Annotated in this window: 19 protein-coding genes; 10 read left to right on the forward strand and 9 right to left on the reverse strand. The window is 59.8% G+C overall.

All coding sequences use genetic code 11. The annotated features are described in order from the left end of the window. Positions 1 to 99 precede the first annotated feature (99 nt). Complete coding sequence (locus ACERK3_07255; protein ID MFA9478093.1) at positions 100 to 2,283, forward strand: hypothetical protein; 2,184 nt, start codon at positions 100 to 102, stop codon at positions 2,281 to 2,283. Between the two features lie 52 nt (positions 2,284 to 2,335). Beyond that, a complete protein-coding gene (locus ACERK3_07260; GenBank protein MFA9478094.1) occupies positions 2,336 to 3,409 on the forward strand; it encodes an exo-alpha-sialidase in 1,074 nt (357 codons plus the stop codon). A 486-nt stretch (positions 3,410 to 3,895) separates the two neighbouring features. On the opposite strand, the gene ACERK3_07265 is transcribed toward ACERK3_07260, so the two are convergent. Continuing rightward, the gene (locus ACERK3_07265) at positions 3,896 to 4,336 is read right to left on the reverse strand and encodes an H-X9-DG-CTERM domain-containing protein (protein MFA9478095.1); all 441 of its coding nucleotides are present in this window, start codon (positions 4,334 to 4,336) and stop codon (positions 3,896 to 3,898) included. Beyond that, complete coding sequence (locus tag ACERK3_07270; GenBank protein MFA9478096.1) at positions 4,336 to 4,764, reverse strand: hypothetical protein; 429 nt, start codon at positions 4,762 to 4,764, stop codon at positions 4,336 to 4,338. The genes ACERK3_07265 and ACERK3_07270 overlap by 1 nt, the downstream gene beginning before the upstream one ends. Positions 4,765 to 5,098: 334 nt before the next feature. Between ACERK3_07270 and ACERK3_07275 the strand changes: the two genes are divergently transcribed. Continuing rightward, on the forward strand, positions 5,099 to 5,851 hold the full coding sequence (locus ACERK3_07275) for a PHP domain-containing protein (protein ID MFA9478097.1): 753 nt from the start codon (positions 5,099 to 5,101) through the stop codon (positions 5,849 to 5,851). A gap of 186 nt (positions 5,852 to 6,037) precedes the next feature. Here ACERK3_07275 and ACERK3_07280 read toward each other — a convergent pair whose 3' ends face one another. Beyond that, complete coding sequence (locus ACERK3_07280; protein ID MFA9478098.1) at positions 6,038 to 7,981, reverse strand: alpha-amylase family protein; 1,944 nt, start codon at positions 7,979 to 7,981, stop codon at positions 6,038 to 6,040. A 257-nt stretch (positions 7,982 to 8,238) separates the two neighbouring features. On the opposite strand from ACERK3_07280, the gene ACERK3_07285 reads away from it, so the two are divergent. The 5 genes from ACERK3_07285 to ACERK3_07305 all read left to right on the forward strand — a co-directional run bounded on the left by ACERK3_07285 (position 8,239) and on the right by ACERK3_07305 (position 14,767). After that, entirely contained in the window at positions 8,239 to 9,372 is a 1,134-nt protein-coding gene (locus ACERK3_07285; protein MFA9478099.1) for a GntR family transcriptional regulator, read from the forward strand. 11 nt (positions 9,373 to 9,383) lie between these two features. After that, positions 9,384 to 10,145, forward strand: coding sequence for a type II secretion system protein (locus ACERK3_07290; protein ID MFA9478100.1), 762 nt, complete (start codon positions 9,384 to 9,386; stop codon positions 10,143 to 10,145). Between the two features lie 76 nt (positions 10,146 to 10,221). Further along, positions 10,222 to 12,378, forward strand: a complete 2,157-nt coding sequence (locus ACERK3_07295) for a glycoside hydrolase family 5 protein (protein MFA9478101.1) — start codon at positions 10,222 to 10,224, stop codon at positions 12,376 to 12,378. Positions 12,379 to 12,440: 62 nt separating this feature from the next. Beyond that, positions 12,441 to 13,109, forward strand: coding sequence for a PEP-CTERM sorting domain-containing protein (locus ACERK3_07300; protein MFA9478102.1), 669 nt, complete (start codon positions 12,441 to 12,443; stop codon positions 13,107 to 13,109). Positions 13,110 to 13,282: 173 nt separating this feature from the next. Continuing rightward, a complete protein-coding gene (locus tag ACERK3_07305; protein MFA9478103.1) occupies positions 13,283 to 14,767 on the forward strand; it encodes an ADP-ribosylglycohydrolase family protein in 1,485 nt (494 codons plus the stop codon). Between the two features lie 201 nt (positions 14,768 to 14,968). Here the strand turns inward: ACERK3_07305 and ACERK3_07310 are convergent, their stop codons facing one another. Further along, on the reverse strand, positions 14,969 to 15,292 hold the full coding sequence (locus tag ACERK3_07310) for an integrase core domain-containing protein (protein ID MFA9478104.1): 324 nt from the start codon (positions 15,290 to 15,292) through the stop codon (positions 14,969 to 14,971). Positions 15,293 to 15,667: 375 nt separating this feature from the next. On the opposite strand from ACERK3_07310, the gene ACERK3_07315 reads away from it, so the two are divergent. Further along, complete coding sequence (locus ACERK3_07315) at positions 15,668 to 15,922, forward strand: hypothetical protein (protein ID MFA9478105.1); 255 nt, start codon at positions 15,668 to 15,670, stop codon at positions 15,920 to 15,922. 404 nt (positions 15,923 to 16,326) lie between these two features. Beyond that, a complete protein-coding gene (locus ACERK3_07320) occupies positions 16,327 to 17,175 on the forward strand; it encodes an NAD-dependent epimerase/dehydratase family protein (GenBank protein ID MFA9478106.1) in 849 nt (282 codons plus the stop codon). 122 nt (positions 17,176 to 17,297) lie between these two features. On the opposite strand, the gene ACERK3_07325 is transcribed toward ACERK3_07320, so the two are convergent. The 5 genes from ACERK3_07325 to ACERK3_07345 form a co-directional block, all read right to left on the reverse strand. After that, positions 17,298 to 17,510 carry a hypothetical protein gene (locus ACERK3_07325; protein ID MFA9478107.1) on the reverse strand — a complete coding sequence of 71 codons (213 nt, stop codon included), beginning with the start codon at positions 17,508 to 17,510 and terminating at the stop codon, positions 17,298 to 17,300. 19 nt (positions 17,511 to 17,529) lie between these two features. Then, on the reverse strand, positions 17,530 to 19,356 hold the full coding sequence (locus ACERK3_07330) for a fibronectin type III domain-containing protein (protein ID MFA9478108.1): 1,827 nt from the start codon (positions 19,354 to 19,356) through the stop codon (positions 17,530 to 17,532). A 74-nt stretch (positions 19,357 to 19,430) separates the two neighbouring features. Further along, positions 19,431 to 21,260: an ABC transporter permease subunit gene (locus ACERK3_07335; GenBank protein ID MFA9478109.1), complete on the reverse strand. Its 1,830-nt coding sequence runs from the start codon at positions 21,258 to 21,260 to the stop codon at positions 19,431 to 19,433. Positions 21,261 to 21,294: 34 nt separating this feature from the next. Next, on the reverse strand, positions 21,295 to 23,955 hold the full coding sequence (locus tag ACERK3_07340) for an extracellular solute-binding protein (protein ID MFA9478110.1): 2,661 nt from the start codon (positions 23,953 to 23,955) through the stop codon (positions 21,295 to 21,297). A 148-nt stretch (positions 23,956 to 24,103) separates the two neighbouring features. After that, complete coding sequence (locus ACERK3_07345) at positions 24,104 to 24,907, reverse strand: type II secretion system protein (GenBank protein MFA9478111.1); 804 nt, start codon at positions 24,905 to 24,907, stop codon at positions 24,104 to 24,106. Positions 24,908 to 25,082 lie beyond the last annotated feature (175 nt).

Genomic DNA, 25,082 nt, shown 5'->3' on the forward strand with positions numbered 1-25,082 from the left:
AGATTCATAGTTCGCAATGACTGACCGGATATCGGTACACCCGATGTCCAGCAATATTCCTGCCGAATGACACCAGAATGATTTTCAGAAAGGCAATCGATGAAGGTACAACTGCAAGTGCTCCGCGATACGTGCAAGCGCGTCGGGACCGTTGGCGTATTAGGCAGTCTGTTCGGAGTCACAACGGCATTCGGTGCCGAGCGATCCCAAGTGGAGCTTCTCGAACCGTCCCATTTCGGCTATGAACAGGTGACATTCACTGAGGCGCCTGTCGTAAGCCAGGATGGCAACCTGCTTCGTGCAAAGCTTGCAAACGGTGTCGAACTGCGGTTCGACGTGGACGCAGTACAGCTTCAGGCTGCGACGCGCGAGGGCGTCATCCTAGCCGAGAGCGACAGCGGCAATCCGTTCTACATGAAGTACATTCCGGCGGGCACCGGGCCCGACGTGGAACCCTATGCCGCAGACTTGTCTTTCACCTTCCAGCGAGCGATCGCCATCGAAGAATCGCTGACGTTCTGGTTGGAAGCCACCGCGTCAGACGGCGAAACATCTCTCGTACGATGGACGGTATATCCGGTTGACTATGTCATCAACGGCATGACGTTTTCCGGCATCGCGGATCAGTTCTTCATCCAGGATGATTCGCATTACTTACACGAAATGTATATGAACTGGCGAGGCCCAGTCGGGGAACACTACGAAGGGGCACGGACATTTCGGTTTTCGTGTTATCCGGGCAACCAGCAAGCCTATTCCGAAGCGACGTTCAGCCGATCGGAGCCAAAGTCGCTTGGGGACTATGGTATGTTTATTGACGGGGGGCAGATGTTCAATCTCATCGGTTTGCCGGGATTGCGTGGCTCAATCCTTGAGTTCATGGATGAGCCATTCCATTGCCGAGCGGTCTTGCGAAGCACGAGAGATAACGACGCGGTCGAAGTCGGCTATCGGATCGGCCTCGGCCGTGTGGGCCCGGTTTACACCACACCGCTGCGTTTTCGATTGTCGACGCAAGAAACACTTTCGAGCAATCTCTGGATTCAAATCACGCAGTTCACCAAAGCGAAGTTTCAGAATGACCTGGCGATTGAGCCCACGGATCCCCGGCCGATGGCGGTGGTGCGTAACGCATGGCGAAACAGCAGCTTCGTAGAACATGCGGACGAGTTGCTTCCGATTATCAAGGAGTACGGCTATCGACAGGTGGAGATCGGGTGGGTCTGGAAGCGCGGGCATTCGCTGGCCAGCCGACAAGCCTGGCCAGCCATGCGGGAATGGGACGGGTCGAGGCTGAAGTCAGGTGCACACTTCCAGGGTGACTTCAATGGCGAGATCACCGAAGTCGCCGGCGGTGCAGCCGGGCTTGCTGACTTCACCGCAAAAGCACACGACATGGGCATCAAAGTTTACGTCTGGCATCAGACGGCCCACGGATGGGTGGGGAGCCCGGATGTTCGCAACAATCCCGAGTGGCTCGTCCACCGAATGGATGGGCATTCGGTTTTGGGCTGGCACAATTCCGAGCGGATGCCCGTAGTCTGGTACGACATGAACAGTGGCTGGAAGGATGAGACGCTTCGTCGTTTTCAACGCATCAAGGAACAGACGAACATCGATGGGCTTTGGCTCGACGTGTACGCCACTGGTTCGACGTGTAACTACCTCAGGCCAGTGAGCACGTATTCGATGCCTCAGCGATCTGCCTATATTCGGGCATTGCGAGAAATGGGCTACGAGATTCAGACGGAAGGCGTCAGCCTGGCGAGCGTTGATTCATTCGTCCTACGCAAAGACGACATGGAATACTATCGGGAGCACCCGTTCATTCTGTTCGGCAGCTGTCCGTTCCGCATGGGTGCGACCAGCGGCTATGGGCAACTCGACTTGTTCAAACTCATGTCCTATCGGTCTTTCCCACACGACCGCGGCGAACAATGGCGTCCGACCGACAATGAAGAGGTCGAACGCACGCGTCAACTGTATGCCGATGAGGTGAGGTATCGCAATCACTGCTTCAATACGATCGAAGATCGTTTGGGTGCTGTGATTGGTGTCGTTGAAATCGAGGGTGGCACGCAGTGGGTATGCGAGCGCGGCAATGCCTTGTTTCTCTGGGATGATACGGACGTCGAGATCATGTCACCCAGCCAGATGGTGCTGGATGCCATCCTGACGCCGGGGGGCGACAAAGCAGCGGCAGAAATCGACGCGCTGCAAGGCCAGAGGCGAGTGTCAGTGCCAGCTCAATCAGTCATGCTGTTCACCTCCCCGGCGAACTGACAGGCGTATCGTTTGACGATGATGATCGATCTGCGGAGCGAATTGCACAGAAATGAATAATATCGCTTTGGCAACGTCGTACCCGGTCCAAGTGATTCACAATTTTGGTGAAGGCCACTTTGGATCCGCCCGCGAACCAGTACTTCGACGGATGCAAGATGGCTCGCTGTTATGTTTTCATTACACGGGTGGACCTTGGGAACCGCACGATGAGAATTGCATTGTTCGGACGATCAGCCTAGATGACGGGAAGACCTGGTCGCAGCCGGAAGTGATATTCAATCATCCCAGGCGAGCCACATGGGGCCCAGAGCTATTCGCCGAAGACGGGAAGGTGATGGCTTTCGTCCACACGTTCAACACTGACCGCTGGTATGGCGAGATGAAGACATTCCTCGCCATCAGCAGCGACAGCGGTCGAACATTCACCGAACCCTCCATGATGCCCGGTCCGAGTGGCAACGTCGTGATGCGCCGAACGATCGTACTATCCAATGGTGATTGGCTGACACCTTGTTATTGGCAAGAACATCTTTCAGGGTTTACCAACGAGTTTACTAGAGAGGGATTCAGCCAGGGCGGCGAATGGCGATTTCGTGTTGGCGTCGTGCGGGCAAACAACCAGGACTGGAAGACGGCTAACGTCGTCGGCCGTCTGGAGAATGAACATTGCGATCTTTGGGAGCCCAATGCGGTCGAAATTGCTCCTGGGCATATCGTGATGTTCATGCGTGCTTCGGGCACAGGCGTGCTTTATCGTGCAGAAAGCCTGGACTACGGACGATCGTGGTCTGAGGCAGTTCCCACTGACATTCCCAACGCCGATACGAAAATCACGCTATTGAAAATTAGGAACAAGACGATTCTGTTGAATAACCCGACGTCTCGTGGACGTAGCCGGATCGAGCTGTGGGTTTCCGATGATGGGTGCGAAAACTGGGCCACGCGGATCGAAGTGGCAAGATTGAAAACGCAGGGGAGAGCCGGGGTCAACGAGCACTACATTCCTGCCATGGTCTGTTATCCCGACGGTTTCGTGGATGAGGCGCAGGAGTCGATTTACGTTGCATTTGAAGATGGTGCATGCCATTACATGGCTAAGATTCCACTTGCGGACTTTCGGTAGCCCCAATGGGTCTTTGATCTGCGGATGGTGAGCAAACCACCCGTACCGCCAGTGCCGAAAGGTAGTTCTGGCTGTGCAGTGTCATGAATGCTCATGCCGCTAATGATGAAACAGGGACAGCGGATGTGAGTTCTTCGAAACTGACAGTTGTGCCTCCTGTAGCGACTCAGTAGCGTGCCACGGCATGATGCACGAGAGTTGATCGGGTGGCTAATTACCTGCGTCCGGATTGCGGCGCAGCGGTTGCGCCGGTCCGAAGGTCTTTCGAAAGTGAATAGATGTCGGTTGGCCGGTCGCTACGCGGCTCGTCTGAGGTTGCTGCAATGTCGATAATGGGCAGCCGCGGTCGCCTCGGCAAGGGCGGCGTCTGACCTGGATGTTGGCATGGCATTGATCGCGTTGCCGCATCGGGATCGGCGCCGCCGGTTGCCCCGTTTTGGACCACATCAATGGCCCGCTCCACAACTTCACTTGTTCGGACAGCGATCACCACCACAATTTAGCTGCCGTGTGAAACTCAATGTTCTTATCAATCTGGTCGGCGTTGCGCCAACTCACATGGCCGTCGAGGAACCCGACGTTGGCGCCGTGACTGTGATTCGGCGCGACAGGAGCTGGTGTGCCGTAGAGATGGCCGCCATGTATGGCGATCAACTCTCCAGGGGGAGCCCAGACGTCGCCAATGATGGGTTGTCTTGAGGCCGCCAGCGGAACCGGCGTCTGGCCCGCCATATTCAGGCGCGGCACAGGAGTGGCATCGCGTTCGGCGCTATAGGTACGACCCCAACGCCACCCATACCAGCTTCCCGTGGCTGTACCCGGGGATCCCCAATTCCCATCGGCATTTGCATAAGAGCCGTGACCAGCGGCAATGCGGTAGGTGGCCCCGGTACTTAAGCCGCCGTTGTAGTTCACATAAGCATCCATTAGCCGCTCGTCGCGATCAGGACACAGCAGGATTGCCAACGGGCCAGCATGCTGGGCTGCCGACCATGGAATGATCGCCAGCCGCGCGCGCAACGTGGGGTGCCCGCCACATCGGCGAACAACTGCAACTGCACCTGCATCGCGTCATCGCCAGCCTGCAACGTCAGTTCAAGCGACTCGGCCTGTACTGGCGAGGCGCAGCCGATGCGGTGATCGACAAGCGACAGGCCCGGCCGGTCCGTGGCCGCTTCGTCGGCCGCGGCCCAGGCCTGCGTCGCATCGCCGCGACGCAGGCGCTCGATGGTCAGCCGACCCTTGGCGATGCGAAGCCGGGCAGCCCACTGTGGCGAATGGATCGCCAGGCAGCTATCCGTGATCTCGATGCGCGTGTCGTTCCAGAGGATCGGATCGCAGTCGGCGGCAGGCATGGTCGAGTACTCCAAGGGTCGCGGTACGGACGCCAGCGTAGCGGGCCAACCGCTGGTTCGCACACGCCCACGGGCTTGGGTATCGCACGGTACATCAGCCTGGTGTCGTCGTGCCGGTGCTCAAAACATGGGGTTGGCATGCCGGGGGTGCGAAAATAGCAAAGGGTTACGAATTTGATCTCCCGTCCTTTTGCTATTTTCACTTGCCCCGGTTTACTCCAGTACATAATTCCGTTTTATACTTGCTTCCGGGAGCTTTCACCGGCGCGGCCATCATGTAAGCGGTGATCTGCCCATCCGCCATTCCTCATCCGTTTCAGCAGGGAGTCCGCTCATGAGCCATGTACCGAACCGCTACCGCTACGAAACGCACATGCACACCAGTGAAGGTAGTGCTTGCGGCAAGAGTACTGGCGCCGAACTGGCTCGAATGTACGCGAAAGCGGGCTATGCCGGCATCATCATCACCGACCATTTTTTCAACGGCAACTGCGCCGTCCCCCGTGACCTGCCTTGGGGCGAGCGGGTCGAGCGATTCTGCCTCGGCTATGAAAACGCCGCCGCCGCCGGCGGGGAACTGAACCTGTCGGTGTTCCTCGGCTGGGAGTACAACTACCGGGGAACGGAGTTTTTGACGTATGGTTTGGACAAAGCCTTTCTGCTCGCCCACCCCGACATTCTCGATTGGGACGTGGTGACGTACCTCGACGCCATACGCGAGGCGGGTGGTCTGATCAGCCAGGCTCACCCGTTTCGGCAGCGGCCGTATATCGAGCACACCCGGCTGTTTCACAACCATGTCGATGCTGCCGAGGTCTACAACGCCTCGGACTGCGACGCGTGGAATGACATGGCCTGTCGATATGTGGCGATGAACAACCTCATGCACACCGCCGGCTCGGACACGCATCACGTTTCGCGTTCGCCGCTGTCGGGCCTCGGCTTCGATCGGCCGCTGCACACGATCGAAGAATTCATCGCCGCGGTGCGAGCCGGCGACGGCGTCGTCCTGCGCGACATCGAGAATCCGCTGGTTCCCGTCACGGCAGCGCCGTCACCCGCGGCGGACGACCAAGCCGGAGCGTGACGGTGCGTCCACATCTGGAGCGATCCACTCAGCGCCGGCCAACTTGGCGAAAGTGCTGTGCGACGCTCCGTGGACTTCCTTTTCCCCTCCCTCATCAACAACAACTGTGGGCGATGGGCCCGGCAACGAAAGCGGCGCATCCTGAAGCGGTGCGGAATTCGCTTATCGGGGGGGGGGCGACGCAGTCTACGCCTGCTCGAACACGACCATCTGGTGACACTGCAGTGTCGGGATTTCGCAGACAAGACGGTTTCCGTCCCGGTGGGTCTCCAGCGGCTCCCCCTGTGGCTCGAGTTTGACACAGGCAACCGGGTGCGGCGGCTGAATCGACACGCGAACGTCGTGTAGCGGAGTCAAGTCATCCACCACCTCCACCGCTTGACGACCAACCCCACCCCGGTTGATCGTGTTCGCATAAATCAGGTGCAGCACACTTCGCTTCTTGGTCGGCTGGTGCATGAAAGTGACCCGGCCGGTCGTCGGAATATTCTGCACTTCGACGCTACGAGGCCCGCCAAGAGCACGGTCGATCGCCGCATGCAGAAACTCCCGCAACGGGACCGCACCGTACGCGGCATAGGCGCTGAACACGCGATGAGCAAGATAGAGCGTCCGGCCATGCTCGACACCCAGGGCGTACCCCGACGCCTCGGGTCGAGGCGGGGCGTGCTGATGGCTGCAGAAATGCTCGGCTGTGCGATTGTAGTAGGGGTCATACACCTCGCCCAGCGATTCCCCGGCGGCAGGTGTGATACGCTGAGAACCGAGATACATCACCATCGGATCGCTCACATATGCAGGCCGCAACGGCTCAATCGGCACTGCAAAGTCGGGCGAGAACGCACTCGGGCCATGATGCTCGGCGCCCAGTTCGAGGCCAAAACCCGAGCCGTCGGCACGCAGCCCGCTCTCGCCGCTGAGCAGCAGTCGACCGCCCCTGTCGACATAGTTACGAAGCTTTTCCTCAAGCTTTGGTCCGAGCCGGATTTCGTCGGGCAGAATCAACAGGCGGTATGGCTCGAAGTCCATTTCGGCGTCGATCACATCGAAAAGGTAATGTCCCTCAAGCAGCGCCCGAACGGCGCCGGTGTCTGGTGCGCACGCGTCCCGCCCATGCCCAGGGTCGATAGCCTTGCAGGCCTCGGCCGAAAGCAGGGCAATGTCTGAAATGCTCTGGACATGATCGCACCAAGGCTCTTTCGCTTCGACTTCGGCGTATGCTTTGCCAATCAAACGGTAAGTGCTCTCATCAAGCCGGCCGTGCGGGGGCAGCTGGTCCCCAATCGAACACTTCGCCCCGTAGGCAAGCATGGCCGAGCACTCGTAACGCAGGGCGTTGAGGCTTTTGTAGCCGCCGAATTCGCCCCAAGTGGTGTGGAATTTGCCTGTCATTCCCAAAACATCGTGAGACACGATTTGTTTGGCGTACTTTGCTGATAGTGGAAAATGGTCGTACCCCCACCCGCCGGTCGGCAGTGACTCCAATTCGAGATGACTGAAGTGGCGCAGCACCTCTGTCTGCCCACGCGTGATGTGGCCGCTATTGTGAAACACCCGCCGGTTCGGGTTGTCTCGGCGGATCGAATCGGTGGTGCGACGATAGTAACGGTCAAGCGCAAGGCTGTTTGCCCGGCGACGATCCGCCTCACGGGTCGCGTCAAGCCCCTGTTCGCGCATGACGTTCAATCCGGCCTCACTGCAAGAGTGATGCTGAGCGACTATGTCGAGGAAAATGCCGTCGCAATCGGGAAACAATTCCACCACTTCTTCGATCTGTTCGCAAAGGTAGCCGAGATACGGACTGTGAAAACACATCAGGAACCAGCCAGCCTCAACGGGTGAAGCACCTGCGAGGCGTCCTTCATGGTCTCGCTCACGCCATTCGGGGTGGAGTTGCCCCGCCAGGTTGTCCAGCCCGGCGGAAAGGTAGATCGGGACGCGGATGTCGGCCTCTTTGCAGGCGTCGTACTGCCGGCGCAGAAGGTCGAACGAGAGTGTCGGATGCATTCGGCCCACCTTCGTGGGATGATAGCTCCAGCCGTGATGGCACTTGGCGAACAGCGTGACCGAGTCGACCCGAGCATGTTGGAGCGTCTGCTGAAACTGTTTTGCATCGAATTGGACTGCCACACTCGGGATCGCCGGCGAAGTGTGAAAGTCCAGGTGTACCTGCCGAAAGCGCAGACTATCGCTGGATGACGCAGTTGAAGTCGTAGTAGGCATAGGGATTGACATCATACCGATTAAGCTGGAGAGCCTCGCTCCGCCCCCGTTCCAAAACCGTAAGTGTAGAAAATACAGGCGCCTCGGTTTGGATCACTCCGCGCCATTGTAAAGAAACGCCTTGCGGTCTTGACAATCTGGTTAACTGGGTTAGCATAGTTGCCATGGCTCGTACGGAAACCCCTCTTGCTTGCGAAACGCTTGTAGATGCGGTGGATTCGCGCCCGTTCGTGGTGCAGATTCAGGATCGCCTGCGCGACATGATTCGCCGGCAGGATCTCAAGCCGGGGCAGCAGTTGCCGTCCTTACGGGATCTCTCTCGGCAGACGGGTGTGAGTCTGGGCATTGTGAAGTTGTCGTTGAGCAAGTTGACGACGGAGGGATACCTTCGCTCTCATCCGGGACGGGGCATTTTCGTCGCATCGCCGCAGCAGGAGCGTCAGGCCGTCGCATTAGTTTTGCCTGGTCTGGACTTCGATCAGATGCCCAAGATCATTCGCGGCGTGAAGGCCGGCCTCGGCGACAGCTCCCCGCGGCTGCTGATGCAGTCGGCTGAGTTCGACTTCAAGCACGAAGTAGATCTGCTTCGCAATCTTGACTCGTCTTTTGTTGCGGGGGCGATCATCTACCCGCCGCCGCTGCCGGAGATCGTGGAGCATTTGCGTGAGCTGCGCCGGCGCGGCGTGGCGTATGTGCTGGTGGACACGCTGCCGGCGTCGCTGGACGTGGACGCAGTGCTCAGCGACCGCGTGAAGCTCGGACGGCTGGCGATGACGCACCTGCTGGAGCAGGGGCATCGGCGGATCGGGTTGGTCAAGCACAACGGTCGATCCGTTTCGGACCGCGAAGTGCGTGAGGGGGTCGATGAAGCTTTGCGAGCGTACGGGCTTGCGACTTCCGACCTGGCGTGTGAAACGGTGGACGTCATGGATCTGAACCCGCGCGAGCCGTGGGCCAACGGTGAGCGAGCGGCCCGGAAGCTGTTAAGTGAGCACCCGGATCTGACGGCGATGTTGGGCATCAACGACAATCTTTCGCTTGGTGTGGCGCGGGCCGCCCGCGCCGTGGGGCGACGCGTCCCGGAGGATCTGTCAGTCGTAGCGATCGGCGACCTGCAACAGTTCATGCTGGCGGAACGGCCGATCTCGGCGGTCGCCCAGCCGCACGAACAGATGGGCCGGGAGGCCGCCCGCCGCCTGGTCGCGTTGATGGAGGATTCGGCCGGCGAACCGGTGACCAAACGGCTTGAGCCGAAACTGATCGACCGCGGCAGTGTCATGCCAGCGGTGCGGAAGTAGCGTTCTGCGAATTGTTTGGGATTGCCTTGCGGTGTGGATCGATATTGTCCTTTTCAAAGGGTGAACACATGTCCAAGCGGTCAGCATTTACCTTAATTGAGCTGCTCGTCGTCATATCGATCATCGCATTGCTGATCGCCATACTGCTGCCCGCATTGGGCGCGGCACGCCGGACGGCGAACCAGATGCGTTGCCTTTCGACACTGCGGCAGATGCAGTTTGCCAGCGAACTTTACGCCGAGGACTACAACGACTGGCATGTGCCGGCCCGCACGCGGGCTCCTGCAAGCGTTCCTGAAACGAATTGGTACTGGGGGCGAATCGACGCTTATCGGGAACTGGTCGGCATGGAGCCCAGCTATGGCTCCATCACTGCCGAATTTGCTTGTCCGGACGCCGAGTATGCATTTGCGAATCCCACCAGTTCAGGTCGGTATGAGTTTCAACGCGTCTACGGGGCGAATTATGAGGGGCTTGACGTCTTGGACGGGCGACCGCCCCACTTCGGCTATCGACGCAACGAAATCCGAAGTCCTTCATACAAGATCGCTCGTGCGGATGCACTGGACTGGTGGTTCACGTCATGGAACTCAAATCGGTACGTCGACGAAAGCGACATAAACAGCCCGACGATGATCGCCTATCGCCACCCCAACGAAACGACGAATATCGCTTTTTTTGACGGCCACGCCAGCGCGACCGCGCGCGATGATGTGGCTCGAACAAGGATCACTGCAGCGGAGCAGGATCGGATCTGGGCGCCGTTGAAGTGAAACGGTCCTTTCGGCGACGGAAACCGTGCGACCGGTATCGACGGGTTATCCGCTTTTTGAGAGCGAGGAACAGTTCATGCGGCATCGGCTACTGACAGGTGTGTTGTTCGTGTTGGGGAGCGCGTGTTTCGCCCTGCCCGGCGCTGCGAGTGATATGACTGCGGATCATCCGCGCGTAGGCGAAGTGGTGGTTCACGAACAACTCGCCTCGCCTGAGGCTCGAGAGCGGTGGAGCGATGCCGAGTGGGCTCGCGTGGTCGATCAGGGGCCGAATGAGGAAACGGTCCTGCGCATCGATGTCCCCGGTGCGCCGGGGGCGGGTGAAGATGGTTCGGTCCAACAGGACGTGTGGGGTCGGGACATTGAAGCGCGGGCGCGGCGTTTTGAGTTAAGCCGATCATTGGACGTGGATGACTTGCGTGGCTGGCGGGTGAACCTGGTGGCGAGAATTCGCACCGCCGGTGTGCCCGAGCCCGACGAGCCGTGGGAGGGTGTTCGCCTCGGCTTCAATTATCGCACGGAAACCGGCCGCCGCTACAACCACAACCTCAACGGCCTGCCCGGTGACAGCGACTGGTTTGAAGCCCGGCTCGATGGCGCACGCATCCCCGAAGACGGGACGGCCGCCACGGCGTACGTCGGCCTGATGGCCCCGGCGGGCACGATGTGGGTTGACGAGGTGCGCATCGAACTGGTCGAACCGCCGCTGAGCTACCTCGCCGCGCAGCGCGATGAGACGTTTGAGCAGGAAACCATCTGGCGCGGCGCGGGCATTGCCGGCGGAACCGGCGCTCGGCACGGCTGGATCGAACGGTTCGTCAACGACTGGAACATGAATCACGTCAAGGTCTGGGTGCGTTTCCCCTCGCCGGACCTGCCCGACGAGGCGTATGCCGAGCAACTGGAGAGTCGGCTTCAGCATCTGGATCGTGCCCTGGATCGGGCGAAGCAAGCGGGCATCAAGGTGATTGCGCAAGGTTGGTTGCGCAACGAGTGGCGCGATAGCGACCGCGGCGGGACGCACACGGTGTATCTCGATCAGCACGCGCTGGATCGCTTTCTCGATACCTGGCGGTTGATGGCCGAACGATACAAGGGCAGTGAGGGCATTCTGGGCTATGACCTGTTGAATGAAACCGTGCTTCGCGTGCCGCCGGCCGAGGGATTTCCTGATTATGAAGAACTGATTGAAAAGACGGCGGAGATGATTCTTGAGATCGACCCGGACGCGCACTTTTTCGTGCAACCCGAAGAGTGGTGGGGCATGCAGGCCTTCACGATCCTTCGGCCGGTGAACATCGAGAACGTGACGTACAGCATGCACATGTACGCACCGTTCGCCCTGACGCATCAGGGCGTCGGCACTCGGCAACACGCGGGCATCGCATATCCCGGCGAGATCAACGGCGTGTACTGGGACAAGGACATGCTGCGTAAGGCGCTTCAGCCGGCGCGTGACTTTCAACTGGCCCACGGCGTACGCATGGAAGTCGGCGAATTCAGTTGCATCCGCTGGGCGCCCGACGGCAGCGCGGCGCGCTGGCTGAACGACGTGATCGAAATTTTCGAGGAGTACGGCTGGGACTGGACCTACCACGCGATGCTCGACTTCGACGGCTGGAGTGTTGAGCTCGGCGAAGACCCGGACAACACGGACCCGCTCGACGAGCCGGGCGAAGCCAAGCAGGTGCTGCTGGCCGGCTTTGCGCGGAACGATCCGTCGACCTTCAATCCCCGCCCGGCCGAGCAGGCGGCAGTCGCACCGGGAGATGTCGTGTTTGAGGCCGACTTTGAAGGCGATCGACCCTTCGCCGGCTGGGAAGGCAGCAGTCGGGCAACGGTGGATGTCGGCTACCAGGGCGGGCAGGCCATGCGCGTACACCGTGATGTCGAATCGGGCGAGGGTACGGTTCACGTGCGCAAGACGCTGCCGGTGGAAAAGATGCGCGGCAGTCGTGTGAAACTCGAAGCTATGGCCAAGGCCGACGACGTGGCCGAGCCGGCGCAGCGACACAACGGCGTCAAGGTCATGGTGCACATCCAGACGCCGGACGGCTCGGACTACCCGCAGGCAGGCAACGCCCACGGCACGTTCGATTGGCGCCCGATGCAACGCACGATTTATGTTCCGCGCAACGCCACCGGCGCGTCGCTGATCCTCGGGCTTCAGGACACGACCGGCACGGTCTGGTTTGATGACGTGCGTATGACGATCGTCGATGCGCCGAAGTAGTGGAATTGCTGTCAGCAGTCTCTTGGGCCGCGTGCTGGTGCTCGCGGTTTCATCGAAGTTTTTTGTTCATTCACTTATTGAAGGAGGACGGTATGACTCGTGCAATGTTACTCGCACTCGTTCTGTGTACGCTGATGATTGCTTCGCCGGCGTTGGCCGACGTGAAAACCTACCGCTATGGCACTGGCTCACAAGCCGGCGTGAACTGGTGGGACACCGGGCACTGGAGCGCCGATGGTCTGGGGCCGAACTGGGAAAATTACTGGCAAGCAAACCTGCATGGTGTAGGATTTCGCGCGCGAGCGCCGCAATCGATCGGCCAAGGACAGGGGGAATGGCACATCTTTGTGACATGGGATACTCGGGATGTCGACCACTACATTACCGGTCTCACGTTTGACTGGTCGCAGACGTCGGGTAGTCGCTCGCTGGACACGATCTGGCACGATGTTTTTATCAACGGGAATTTTGACGAGCCGGTGTGGAGCAACCAAGACACCGTACGGAGCGCCAGCGGAAGTGGCGCGGTTTCGTTCAACGTGTCGGAGCGTATTGAGAGCATCAGCCTCAGCGTTTCGTCAAGTTCCACGGATAGCTGGATCGGCGACTGGTACGGCGAATTCACCAACGCACAAATCACCACCACCCTCATCCCCGAGCCGGCGTCGCTGGGGCTGCTGGCGGTTGGCGGGATGGTGATGCTTGGTGGTCGGCGTCGCCGACAGCGGTGACGCGTATTCGCCCTCGGCCGGCATTGATCCATAACGTAATGTAACTGGACGCAGAGCGACTGGCAGCGGGTCGCTCTGCGTTTATTGATATTGACACAACTGCTTCCCGCAACAACCAGAGTCAGGCGTGCGACACGGATAGCATGGCGCGACTGAAAAGGAACGACCTGCAAATGATCTCGGACAGCGAATTGCGGCGACGGATGATGGGCTGCTGGCTGGGCAAGGCGGTGGGCGGCACGCTTGGCATGCCATACGAAGGCGTGCGCAATACATTGAATCTGACGTATTACGATCCGATGCCCGAGGAGATGTTGCCGAATGACGATCTTGATGCGCAAGTGGTTTACGCATTTTTACTGGACAAGATGGAGCAGCCGCGAGTAGATCGTCACGTGCTTACTGAAGCGTGGCGGCACATCGGCATGTCGCCGGACGAGTATGGCATCTGCAAGCGCAACATGAAACTGGGGCTGGTTCCGCCGGCGACCGGCAGCTACGACAACCCCTTTGCTCGCGGCATGGGCGCTGCGATTCGCACGGAAATCTGGGCATGTCTTGCGCCGGGCCAGCCGGAGTTAGCGGCGGCATACGCCTATGAAGACGCTTGCATGGATCATGCGGGCGAAGGCGTGGATGCGGCGGTATTTCTGGCGGCGCTTCAAAGCATGGCATTTGTCGAACAGGATCGCGAGGCGCTGCTGGATCAGGCGATGGCCTACCTGCCTGCCGAAAGCGAACTGCGGCAGGCCATTCAGAACACACGGAAATGGTGGGCCGAGTCCGGCGACTGGCACGTGGTTCAAAAGCGATTGGCCGACCGTTATCTCAATGACAATTTCACCGACGTGGTGATCAACCTTGCCTACATCGTGCTCGGCTGGCTGGCGGGCGAGGGGCAGTTCGGCAAGTCGATCTGCGCCGCCGTCAACGCCGGGCAGGACACAGACTGCACGGGCGCGACGCTGGGGGCGCTGCTTGGCATTCTCGATCCGGATAGCATTGAGCAAAACTGGCTCACCCCGATCGGCCGTGACCTTGTGCTCAGCGAAAGCGTCAGCGGCGTGACGCATCCGCCGACACTCGATGGCTTCACCGATCAGATCATGGGCCTTCGGCACAAGCTCGCCGGCCGCGCGCCGGCCGTCGAAGCGCAGCCACAGGACACCAGCCACCTGGCGATTCGTGCGGAAGTCGCGTTCGATGACGACGACGCACTTCCAGACGTCAACGAAGCGCCCGCCATGCCCACGGATGCGCAGCCCATCAGCCTGCCAGGCCAGTATGTGCAGTGGCCGGCAGCGGACTGTTGCGGCAGGCAGGTCTGGCTGCGCTATCGCATTTCGCTCGCAGACACCGGCCCGGTCCAACTGCTGTTCAACACTCCCGAGCCGATGCGCGTCTGGCTCGACGGCCATGGCATCCTGGCAAGCGAGGGCTCGGCTTTTGTGCCCGCCATGCACCGGGCACCAAAGGGGCAAGGCCTGACGGTAGACCTCCTGGCCGGCGAGCATGAAGTTGTCGCCGTGATGCGCCGTCCCGAAGCCGGCCCGTTGACCTGGTGCATCGGGCTCAGCGACGTGAAGGCGAGCCCGGTGTGCAATGACTGGCTTGCTGACGTATTCGATCGCCCCGGCCGCACGGTCGCGGTACGGTGACGGCGCACCCATTAATCGCTGTGGCCTGCCTGAAGCAGGCCACACAGAAGTGGCCCAAAATGTCGGGCCCCCCGCGTAACTCATGTCTTCACGCCGCCTTCCGCTCGTAATGATTCAGCAGCCCGCCGAGCAACGGCGTCCGCCGCACCGGCCCAATCGCTCCGGCCACCACCTCTCGTGCCTCCGGTCCATCCCGCTCGTTCAACGGCACGTTCCCAGGGATTGATGCGGGCACATCGTGTTGTGATACTTCACATAGATCTGCACAACGTAATCGACCTGCCTCAAACTGAAGCACCACAGCGCGTTCAGGCACTCCCGCTTCAGACTGCCGATCCACGACTCGGCGAACGAATTCGCAGCCGGAGATTGGAACGGCGTCTTCACGATCTGCTCGCCACTGATCCGGCGGAAGTGCTCGTCGAGCGCCTCCGTGTACTTGCTGTCGCGATCCCGGATCAGGAAGCGCAGGTCCAGGCCTTCGTCCTCCGTCCACATCGTGACGTTCCGCGCCTGCTGCTGCATGACCCACCGCCGATACGTCTTGACGCTGACGATTCCCCCTTCATGGTGAGGGATGTCCGTCTACACCTATCCTACAGGCCGATGTCACGCAGAACTGCAATTGTCTCGTTCTGATTCACACAACTAGTACGACAACGCGGTGCGTACATAGAAAGTCGTTGATTGCAGCCACTGGCGTCGAGTAATGAGTAGGGATCGCTCCATCGGCAGGGTTTAGTATGACGCGATAAGCGGCACTGCGTACAAAGCCCTGGGGGCCCATCAGGCCGCGCAGTTGCTCGTTGAATCCGGCAGCAACGTGATAGCATATTTCTGATGCAAGAATGGCATGGCGAGGCAATAGGTCCTGAATTGCGGTAAATGCATCGTCCGGACATGGAGATGCTCGAGCCGGACTTCTCGTCGGACACCGACCCGACGCGACCCGAACGCCTGAGGGCGGAAAGGCAGGCCATCGATCAGTTCGAAACGGGACAGCTCGAAGGTTACGGCATGGTGCAGGTGAACGGCGGCAAGGTTTCGGTCGATCTTTACAACGGGCTGGGCAGACGCAAATGGAAAACGCTGGACCTGACTTCCGTACTCAAGGCTCAAGGGCCTGCCGATACGGTTCACGCCGCCATACCGTGACGAATGTCGCGAACTGTGTCATGGGCAACCGCCGAAGGCGTCACCGGATCGGAATTATGCACTGTGGCCGCCAAGACAAGGGCTCACGCACCACGGCGATCAAGCAGACCGAGTATCAATGACTCTACGTCTTCACGGCCGTGGTTGTCCGGAGAAACTCGAAGCTTAGCAATCGATCATAACCATCCCGATCCCCGCAAGGCGTGGGGCTAACTATCGCACCATGTGAGTTCGCTTTATCGGCTCAGGCGACCTAATCTGATCGTATAAAATAGCACTCATTTTTTATCTCGGCTGAATCAGAATTTGATAGCAGAACAATGGCGACTCCCCCCCGCCATCAATATTTGGGGTCGTTCACACGGATAGCATTCGCGCCCCTCTAACTCGCACTGAAGGGATATATGATGAAGAAGATATTGGTCACCGGCGGAGCAGGTAAGGCAGGGCGAGCCACCGTACAGGAACTGCTGGCGTACGGTTATGAGGTGCAGAGCACCGACCTCGTACGACATGGAGGTTTGGGGTGCCCAGAGATGCGTGCTGATCTCACCGACCTGGGCCAAGCGATCGATGTGTTGAAAGGTTTTGAAGCCGTGGTGCACTTGGCTGCGATCCCCGGGCCGGGAATCGTCAGCGACGTACAGACGTTCCACATCAATACCACGAGCACCTACAACGTGTTCAGCGCTGCCGCAACGCTGAACATGAAACGAGTGGTCTGGGCTTCGAGTGAGACGACGCTGGGCCTGCCGTTCCCGGCCAACCCGCCGGCCTACGCTCCGGTCGATGAAGCGCACCCGTTGACGCCGCATACCACGTATGCCCTGTCCAAGGTCGTTGGGGAGGAGTTGGCCCGGCAGTTCAGTCGCTGGAGCGGAATTCCGATCGTGGGGCTGCGGTTCAGCAACATTATGGAGCCGGCCGACTATGCCCGTTTCCCCTCGTTCCAAGCGGACCCGGAACTGCGGGCGTGGAATCTGTGGGGCTACGTGGACGCGCGGGATATGGCGCAGAGTTGTCGGCTGGCATTGGAGGCCGATCTGACTGGGGCATCGGCGTTCATCATCGCCGCAGCCGACACGGTGATGACTCGGCCAAGTGCTGAGCTGCTCGCCGAACGCTTCCCCCAGACTGAGCTGCGGGGCCTAACCGATTCCCGCGCCACCCTGCTGAGCATTGACGCCGCCAAACAGGTGCTGGGCTACCGACCAGCTTACTCCTGGACAGACCATGTCGAACCTGCCGGGTGACGCAACCGCAACCGGACCTCCACGTCCCACTCGATCGACTTAACTACAAACTGCGCGGCGTCACCAATGCCCCCCTACTTTCACGCCATTTGCATTGCGAACTTGGGAACATCGCCCTCCTTTCATTCGCTGAACCGGCCATGGCGGCGTCGCCAGGCCCTAATCTCCGCCGACGTCAGACCGCCGAACGCCTGGCGCGGCCACTGGTGAACTGGCTGCCTGCCCTGATCGCTGTCAAAGATCACCGATGCGTCCATTGCCAACGCCAGCTTGATCGCCTCCACGCAGAGGCTCGCATCCAGCATAAAGCTGACAGACCCTGCCTCACAATGCATGGATCGCTCGCTGTAATCCTTACCGGCGATGCGATGGCGGTATGTAATGATCGATCAGTTTTCCATCCTCGCTGATAATCTTGAAGTCCTGCTGCCGATCCTGGATCGTCACGAGAATCAGATGCCGGATGGACTCGGCTCGCTGGAGGTACCAAGTCTCGTCAACCGGATGCACGGTGCGAACGTCTACGCCCCATGCACCGTCGCCGATGTACACCACGCCTTCCGGGTGCTCTTGTTCATCGCGAATGGGTACGGTGCGCTTGTACGTGTGATCATCATTCTCGAACACGACGGTCAGATTGTGTCGCTCGAACAGCGGTACCCAGTGCTCTCGTACATTACGGGCAATCGTGCGGTTATAGTCGCGATGCGACGGAAAGCCCGGCGAATGATAAATCGGGAACACGTGCGGCACATCGCTCCGCTGGTCAAGTTGCTCCTCCAGCCACGAGGTTTGCTGGCCTTCGATCGGGCCGCTGTGGTCCGAGTCGAGAAGGAAGATGCTCATGTAATCGCTGAAGTCGAGTACGGCATAGCCGGGATGGCCCGGGAAGGGAAACAGGTTATAGAAGTAAGGTGCAATGGCTTCACGAAACTCATCTGTGTCCTCGTAGGCGTCGCGGCCGCGATCGTCACCGTAGTAGGTGAAGCCGCGCACTTCATGGTTGCCGATGGCGAGCACAACCGGCACGACCCGGCCGTCGTCATCGATCAGCGTGTTCAGATTGGCGTCAAACCATTCGTACCACCGGTCAAGCCGATCTTCGCGCCCATCGGCGTAGGCCAGGTCACCCCCCCACAGCATGAAGTCCACGTCGTACTGCATCGCCACGCGGTTGGTCTGCTCCATCCAGCGCTGGCGGTGTCGTGTGTCGCCGCCGGCGGCAAAGCGAATCGGCTCGCTCGCGTCCGCGGGCATCGTGCGGAACGAATAGAACGGGCTGCTTTGTCCGCGTTCATCACGGAAAATCCGGAACCGGTAGCTCGAGCCCGGCTCTAACCCGGTCAACTCGGCCGTGCGAATGTGACGATCCGAAAACGTCATCGGGTGACTGGTCGGCTCAATGCGCTGCCAGTTCTCTTCATCCCCATCGGCATACTTAAGCACTGCCGGGTCGTCTTCGTCCTCCGTGTGCCAGAGGATCGTCATCGTCGTCGTCGGGTCCTGCTGCCAGGTCAGGTACAACGCCAGTGGTGTCTGCACCGGCTCGGATGCAACCAGGCGAGCGCCGAGGCAGATGTCCGAACTGCTCGTGCCCTGGTTGTGCACCGACACCGCCAGCACATTGCGCCCCTCACGCAGCAGCGACGCATCAACTTCAAAGATGTCCGTTCTCACAATCGGGTTCGTCACGCCCGTCGGTCGCGTTCCGAACCCGACCTCGCCGTCTGGCATGATGGCGCTGCGGCCGATCTCCACACCGTTGAGGTAATAGACCGCGCCGTCGTCAACGATCTCGTCCAGCCGAAGTTCCACTGCCTCCAGCGGGCCATCGTAGTGGAACTCTTTACGGAAGTAATAGGTGATGAGATTGTTTTCCACTTCCGTCTGCAGCCCCGGCTCGGGCCAGCGGGTGTGTCGACCAGACGTGTCATAGCCCAGCAGCGCGGGCCCTTCCGCCCATTCGCTGTCGTCATAGTCCGGCTCGCGCCATGCCTCGCCGAGATCTTCGTTGCCGTCGTGATACCGCCATATCGCGTCGAAGTCGATGATCACCTCATCCGTCGGCGCCAAGTCGGCGTTCGCCGGGACGGCCAAGACCAGACAGACTACGCCCATCATTAACATGCCCGCCAGGCGGAAGACCCGGCGAGATACGGTTACATGCCAATTACGTTCCATCGCGTCCATCCTTTCACATGAAATAATAAATACACTTTTGTGCCCGTCATGTGCCACGCCCGATGCTTCGCATTTCAACCCTTAATGCCGGTGAGCGTGATGCCTTGAATGAAGTAGCGTTGAGCCATGAAAAACAATGCCACCACCGGCAGGGTCATCAATGTTGAGGCGGCCATCAGCAGGCCGAAGTCGCCGCCATGTTCGGTACGGAAATCGAACAGGCCCAATGCGAGCGGGTACAAACGCTGATCATTGAGATAAATCAACGGGCCCATGAACTCGTTCCAGGTGTTCATGAAAGTGAAGATGCCCACCGCCGCCAGCGCCGGCTTCATCAGCGGGAGGATAATCCGCCAATAGATGCCGAAGTAACCACAGCCATCAATTCGCGCTGCGTCCTCCAGTTCGGCAGGGATGGCCTTCATGAACTGTCGCAGGAGGAAGATGAAAAACGCCGTGCCCAGGAACGAAGGAATCCACAGCGGTATCAGTGTGTTGTACCAACCCAGGCCACGGAAGATCATGAACACAGGGATCATCGTCACCTGCGGCGGCAGCATCATCGTCGCCAACAACACCACGAACAGCACATCGCGTCCCGGCCAGTGTAGCCTTGCAAACGAATACGCCACTAGCGAACAAGCAAATATCTGCCCGATAATGGTCAGCACAACCAGGTAAAAGCTGTTGAACACGTAATGCCAGCGATACGGCGTACTGAGAAATGCCTGGCGATAGTTGTCCGTGTACTTGTGCCATAATTGCCCAAGCCGACTGCTGCGCTCGATATGCAGCCGCATGCGGAAATGGCCTGGCTGGTTGAATACCTCCCCTGCTTCGGCGGAACTCAACTGTGCGGGCACCAACTGCCACACGCCCAGGTCGCGTTCGTCGCGATCGTCCATGTGCTTGAACTTGAACGTGATCTCCTGCCATCGTCGCTGACCGAGGAACAACCGATCCTGGGGAACGTAACGCCGACCATTCACTTCAAGTTCCACACGAAGTCGATGCCACGATCGGTCCTGCCGAATCGGCAACGTCACCGCCAGCCATTCCTCCATGGCCACGGGCAGCGGGAAGTCCGCCACCATCGTCGCTTCATCCGTCTCACTGAGGTCATAGGCCAGATGCGCAACCGCATCCTGCGGCGACTCGCTCGGTTCGTGCATGAGACGCAGGGGCGATCCAGCCTCTGCCTGCCAGTGATCCAGTAACGATCGCTCCGCGTCCAGTGGATGATCCAACAGCTGCTCGTCGCGCACCATCACATTGCGCAACGCCACACCACGGTGAATCGTCGGCCAGACATCGCCGACGCGATCATCATCCAGCCGTCCTTCCACAGCCTGCAGGATCGATTCTGCTTCCCCCTCCCACGTGGCTGTTGGCAGCCCGGCGGTGACGCTCGTCCACAGGCCGGTCACCACCGCCTCACGCAGCATCGCCGCTTCCACCCCTTCCATCTGCTGCGCCGTAATCCTCGGCTCGGCATGTCGCCACAGCAGTGCCCGCAGCTCCGGTTCCATCTCATCCCAACGCGAGACCGCCAGCGCCTCGGGGCGAACCATCGGCGATAGTTCCTCCAGCGTGATGTAGGGCGACTGCCGCACGGGCTCTGGAATCACCGGCACCCATCGCGGCGGATAAACAAAGATCTCCTCCGGATACTTGAAGCTCGTGCTGAGCATCCACACAAATGGAAAGGAAAACAGCAGCGAACCAATCACCAGCGCCCCGGTCGCCAGCAGCCGCGACAGCCAAGCCATCGGCAGCGCCCAGGCGCATGCCAGCGAAAAGGCCGCGAACAGCCCGGCCACATAAATCAGCACGCCGATGCCGTGCGCAAAATCGCCCACGAGCACCGCCACCGCCATGACCGCCAAGGCCATCAACTGGGCCATCAATCCAAAACCAATAAACACGCGCTTCATACGTTCACGGTGCCTCGTAATGCACCCAGCGGTGCGCCAGTTTCATCTGAATGATCGTCAACGCCAGCGTCAGCACGAACAAGATCCAAGCCATCGCCGAGGCGTAGCCCATCTCGAAATAGCGAAACGCTTTGTTGAAGAGGTAGTACGCAAAGAACAGGGTCGAATCGTCTGGCCCGCCCTGCGTCATGATGTACGCCGGCGTGAAAATCTGCAGTGTCGCGATCGTACCCATGATCAAATTGAAAAAGATATAAGGCGAAAGCATCGGCATCGTCACCGCCCAGAACTTGTGCCACGGCCCCGCGCCGTCAATCTCCGCTGCTTCATATAAATGTTGGGGGATGCCCTTGAGCCCGGCAAGCCAGATGATCATGCTCGCCCCCGCGCCCCACAAGCCCATCACGATGATGGCCGACTTCGAACCCGTCAGCCACGCGGAACTGTGCAGCCACAGCGGCAGGTCGCGGATGCCGATCATGCGCAAGAACGAATTCACCAGCCCGATCTCCGGGTTGAGCACCCAGATCCACAGGATCGCGCTCGCCACCGCCGGCACAATGGCCGGCAGATAGAAGATCGTGCGATAAACCGCCATGCCCTTCACGTTCATGTTCAGCAGCATCGCCACACCCAGCCCGATCGCCATCGTCAACGGTAGGCCCAGCAGCATAAAACCGGTATTCGCCAGCGAGTACCAGAACAGGCTGTCTTCAAACAGAAGCTGTCGATAGTTCTCCAGCCCCACAAATTCAGCCGGGTGCAAGACGTCATACCGAGAAAGGCTGTAGATCAATGACACGAGGATGGGGCCACCCGTCAGAAACACCAGCCCCAGCAGGAAAGGCGAGGCGAACAACACCCCCCACAAAGTCTCTTCACGAAACACCTCGCGCAACCGATCACGCCGCCACATATGCCAGTACAGCCCCGCCATCCCAGCCAGCCCCAAAGCCACGCCGCCGACCATCACCCATCCCCACGGCACAGGCGGATCGTCATGGTCGGCATGGATTCGATCAAGCTGGCGCTGCACACGCTGCTGCCCACGCTGCAGCGCATCCTCCGGCGACAGCGTATGTCGCACCGCCCGCTCATACGCTCGCACATGCTCATCCCACAACAACTGCCCCACCGGCGTCACCGGGCGGAAGCGCGATATTTCCATCACCTCCGTGCTCAGCCGAAACGCATCCTGAATCCGCCGCGGCAGATCCGGGTTGCCCTCGACAAACCGGTCGATGAGCATCTCGTTCACGTCCGCACGCGGCGCAATCTCAGGCACGTAGCTACGCCCGCGACTCGCAGCGAACTGCGCCCGCACCTGGTGCTGATGCTCCCAGCTTCGGTCCGTCATCAGAAAACGGACCAACTCAAAAGCCAGTTCCGGATCCGGCGAGCCACGTGGAATCGCCCACGAAAAGCCGCCTGACCACGTGATGGACTCGTTACCCGCCGGCGCGGGCGGCGGCGCTACGGAAAATCGCAAGCCCGGCGCATAGTCGGCAATGTCATTTAGAAACCAGTTGCCATCGATTTTCATCGCCACCCGGTCGCTCAGGAACGGGTCCAGTTCGCCGCCCTGAAAAGTGCTTTGAAACGCATCGACCGCCTCCACCCCGCCAAGATCGTCGTAGATGTCGCGCATGAAATGAAGCGCTTCGACAATGCGCGGGTCCGCCAGCGTCGCTTCCCGCCCGTCCGGCGTCATGAACTCGCCTTCATTCAGCCAACCATAGATGTACAGCCAACTGTTGCCGTAGTTCGGCGCAAAGCCCAGCCGTGTCATCCGTCCCGCGGCGTCATATTCGGTCAGCCGGTTGGCATAGTCACGCAACTCGTCCCAATCCCGCGGCGGCCGTGCCCGGCCATGCTCGTCCACCAACCCCTCACGCTCGAGCAGATCTTCGTTGTAATAAAGCACGCGCACGTCCGTGCTGAGCGGAATCGCATACACCCGCCGATCGGCACCCTCACCCACCGACGCCTCGGCCCACGTCGCATGGTAGTACGCTTCAGAATCAATCCCCTGCGACAGACGTGCCAACTCCCGTGCTTCATCAACGAGATCATTCAGCGCCGTGCCACGTTCAAGGGCGGCATTCAATCGCTCGGCCGCGCGTAATGTAGGCCCCCTCCCCACCGGCTCAAGCGAGCCCATCACTTCGTCCAATGCCCGCGACACGGCCTCCCCATCCCCCGCTTCGACCGCTTCCAGTGCCGCGTCCGCTGCCGCCTCCCGCGATCGGCTGCGCTCGACGAATTCGTCCAACGGCTCAAACGCGTTCCGCGACGCCCACTCGCCCACCGTGAAACGGTCCTGGATCAACACATCCGGCGGACTGCCCCCGGCAATGCCCGTCATCAACTTCTGTGGATCCATTCCGCTCGGGCCCGCCCCCAGCGACACCACAATCCGCACCCCGGGATGCTGCCGCTCAAACTGCCGAAACGCCGCCTCCAGCCCCCGGTCGCGCCAGGCGACCCACACGACCAGTTCCTGCTCCGACGCATCAGCGTCAACAGGGCTCCCGGCCGCCAGATTCGAAGCGGCCGCGATCGCAAGCCAAGTCAACAGCGCAAACACCACGATCCGCCATTCACCGCGGGCAGCAAACCAATCGCTCGTATCACGACGTCCACAAGTATTAACGGAGTTCACCATAACTTTAAACGTTGCGCGCTCGTATTGAGCGTTGATTCACATGCCACCGGGAAGAATGCCCAGAGACTTTCACCCCTGGGCATTGGCATATCGAGCCGGACGTTCGTCACAATCGAACGGAATATCGCTGCTCGTCGAATCGCAGGTTTCAGTCACGCGAACGCCAGAGCCGACTGTTGCGTGAAGACACCTCGATCTCAGCAAAGGAGTATGACTCCACGTGCCCGTCGAAGAATAGAAGGTTGCTGTTGCCGGTCATGGCGCTGGCATTCGACTGGTGGCGGAAGGCCATGCCCTGCCCCGGCGCCGTTTCCTTAGTGTACTCAAACCAAGTGCCACGGCGGGCGTTGGTGTGGTCGATCCGTTCATGGCCCGAGTCAGCAAAGAAGAACGAGTCGGATGGGCTGGTCACCCAGTCGATGCGATGCCCCTGGTGGCGCGGGTCTGCCCCGGAGGAGCTGCTCAGCGTATCGTGGTCTCGCCCAGTTTCGACATTCATGCCATAGGAGTAATACGCATGGGTGTTGCCTGGAACCCATCGAGATGTGCCGCCGAAGTTACTGGCCGCATCGGCGTGGGCATATGCCGCATTCGGGCACAGCGACTCGACCTGCCACAATTTATTGTCCGTGCTCGTGCCGCGCAGGTCCGGCGTCGTATTCAGCAGTTCCGTAAAGTAATTGTTCATGTGCCATCGCCGCTGAGAACTCGTGTTGCTGCGAGTCTGGCTATTGTATGAAGCCGGAAAGCTGAACGGCACATTCCACCCGTCGAAGTCCGCCTGATAAATCGCGTCCGCCAATCCGAATTGTCTGATGTTCGCCGAGCATTGCACGTTGCGAGCCGTTTCCCGTGCGGCACCGAGCGCAGGCAGCAAAATGGCGATAAGCATCGCAATGATCGATATGACGACGAGAAGCTCAATTAGAGTAAAGGCCTGTCTGGTTTTCATGGCAAACTCCTTTATAGGGTATTTCGATCCGGGGGTCATTCGTTTCACAAAAATACAGTGTGTTTCTGCCCCACCGTGCAGCGTGCGTTTGCCTGGCACATCATCGCAAAGGCACGCTGCACGAATGGGGCGGGGGTGGTAGCTGTCTGACGCCAGCCACCACCCCCGCCTTATC

The sequence above is a fragment of the Phycisphaerales bacterium AB-hyl4 genome (assembly GCA_041821185.1).
Lineage (GTDB): Bacteria > Planctomycetota > Phycisphaerae > Phycisphaerales > Phycisphaeraceae > Natronomicrosphaera > Natronomicrosphaera hydrolytica.